This window comes from Stenotrophomonas sp. HMWF023 (genome assembly GCF_003060985.1).
Classification (GTDB): Bacteria; Pseudomonadota; Gammaproteobacteria; order Xanthomonadales; family Xanthomonadaceae; genus Stenotrophomonas; species Stenotrophomonas lactitubi.
This window is the reverse complement of record NZ_QAIJ01000150.1, coordinates 1-1,541: the sequence shown is the minus strand read 5'-3', so window position 1 is coordinate 1,541 and position 1,541 is coordinate 1. Positions and strand designations below refer to the sequence as shown.

Here is a 1,541-nt window from a genome sequence, read left to right as displayed (position 1 = left end):
CGCCAGCAGGCAGGAAGAACTGGTCCAGTGACAACTTGCGCGCGCCCCAGCAGGCGAGGGCATAGACCAGTACCAGCGCCAGCCCCTCAGGGCTGACCCGTATCCTCACCAGCAGTCCTTCCTTCCACCACTGCATCCACGTGCTCCCCTGCTCCTAGGCGGATTATGCAAACAAAGCGCTACCGTGGATCAAGTCATGGGGTGGGAATGGGCACTGCTACCACAGCGCATCCCGCAGCTTGTACCAGGACATGGCCGCCACCAGCAGCGGTGTGCGCAGCAGGCGCCCGCCGGGGAAGGGCGCATGCTGCAGGCGCTGGAACACGTCCAGACGCTCGCTCTGGCCTGCAATCGCGGCGGCAATGACTTCGCCGGCCAGCCCGGCCGCTGCCACACCGTGGCCGGAGAAGCCCTGCGCGAAGTACAGATTTCCATCCAGCCTGCCCCAGTGCGGGGCGCGGTTGCGGGTGATATCCACATAACCGCCCCAGACCTGCTGCAGCGGAATGTCGGCCAACTGCGGGAACACCTGGTGCATGCGCCGCTGCATCACCCGGTGCAGGCCGGGCGGGGGCAGCGCGGAATAGCTGGCACGGCCGCCGAACAGCAGGCGGTGGTCATGGCTGAGCCGGAAATAGTCCAGCGCCCAAGCGGTATCGGAGACCGCCATGTTGTTGCCGATCAGCGCCTGCGCGCGCTCGGCACCCAGCGGCGCGCTGGCGCCGATATACGTTCCAACCGGCATGATGCGCCGTTCCAGCTCAGGCACCAGTCCCTGCAGCAGGGCGTTGCCGGCCACCACCAGCTGCGGCGCGCGCACGCTGCCGTGGTCGGTATGCAGCACCGCATGTGCGCCACGTTGAATGCGCGTCACCGGCGATGTTTCGTGGATCACCACTCCGGCTGCACGTGCGGCATCGGCCAGCCCGCGGGCGTAGGCCAGCGGATGCAGGTGCGCGCTGAGCGGGTCGAACATCGCCGCGCGGTAGCGCGGGCTGTCCAGCTGCGCACGCAGCGTGTCGCGCGGCCACCACTGCATCGGGTAGTCGTAGTGCTGCTGCAGATGCTCGCAGTTGGCGCGCAGGTCCTGTTCGTGGCGTGCGCGGATGGCGACGCTGGCGTGGCCCTCCACCCAATGGCAATCGATGCCATGCCGGTCGATGCGCGCGCGCATTGCCTGCACGGCTTCGCGCGACCAGTCGAACAGGTGGCGCGCATCCTCACGGCCAAGCTGGCGTTCCAGCTCGTCGACCTCACAGCCGTAGCCGACCAATGCCTGGCCGCCATTGCGGCCAGAGGCTCCCCAGCCGATCCGCTGCGCTTCCAGCAGCACCACCCGCTGGCCGCGCCGGGCCAGTTCCAGTGCGGCGGTGAGGCCGGTGTAACCGGCGCCCAGTACCGCGACATCGGCCTGCACCTCACCGCGCAGTGGTGGCAGCGCGGGCGGTTCGGGCAGGCTGCTTGCGTACCAGCTGGGCGGGAAGGCGGCGCTCACCGGCGGCCTCGCAGAAGCGGGAAGGGGCGTCGGAGCGGGGGAGGAC

At 69.0% G+C, this 1,541-nt stretch carries 1 protein-coding gene; it reads right to left on the bottom strand.

The features are described from left to right. Positions 1-217 precede the first annotated feature (217 nt). Positions 218-1,456 carry an FAD-binding oxidoreductase gene (locus tag DBR20_RS08275; protein WP_258223255.1) on the bottom strand — a complete coding sequence of 413 codons (1,239 nt, stop codon included), beginning with the start codon at positions 1,454-1,456 and terminating at the stop codon, positions 218-220. Positions 1,457-1,541: the final 85 nt, after the last annotated feature.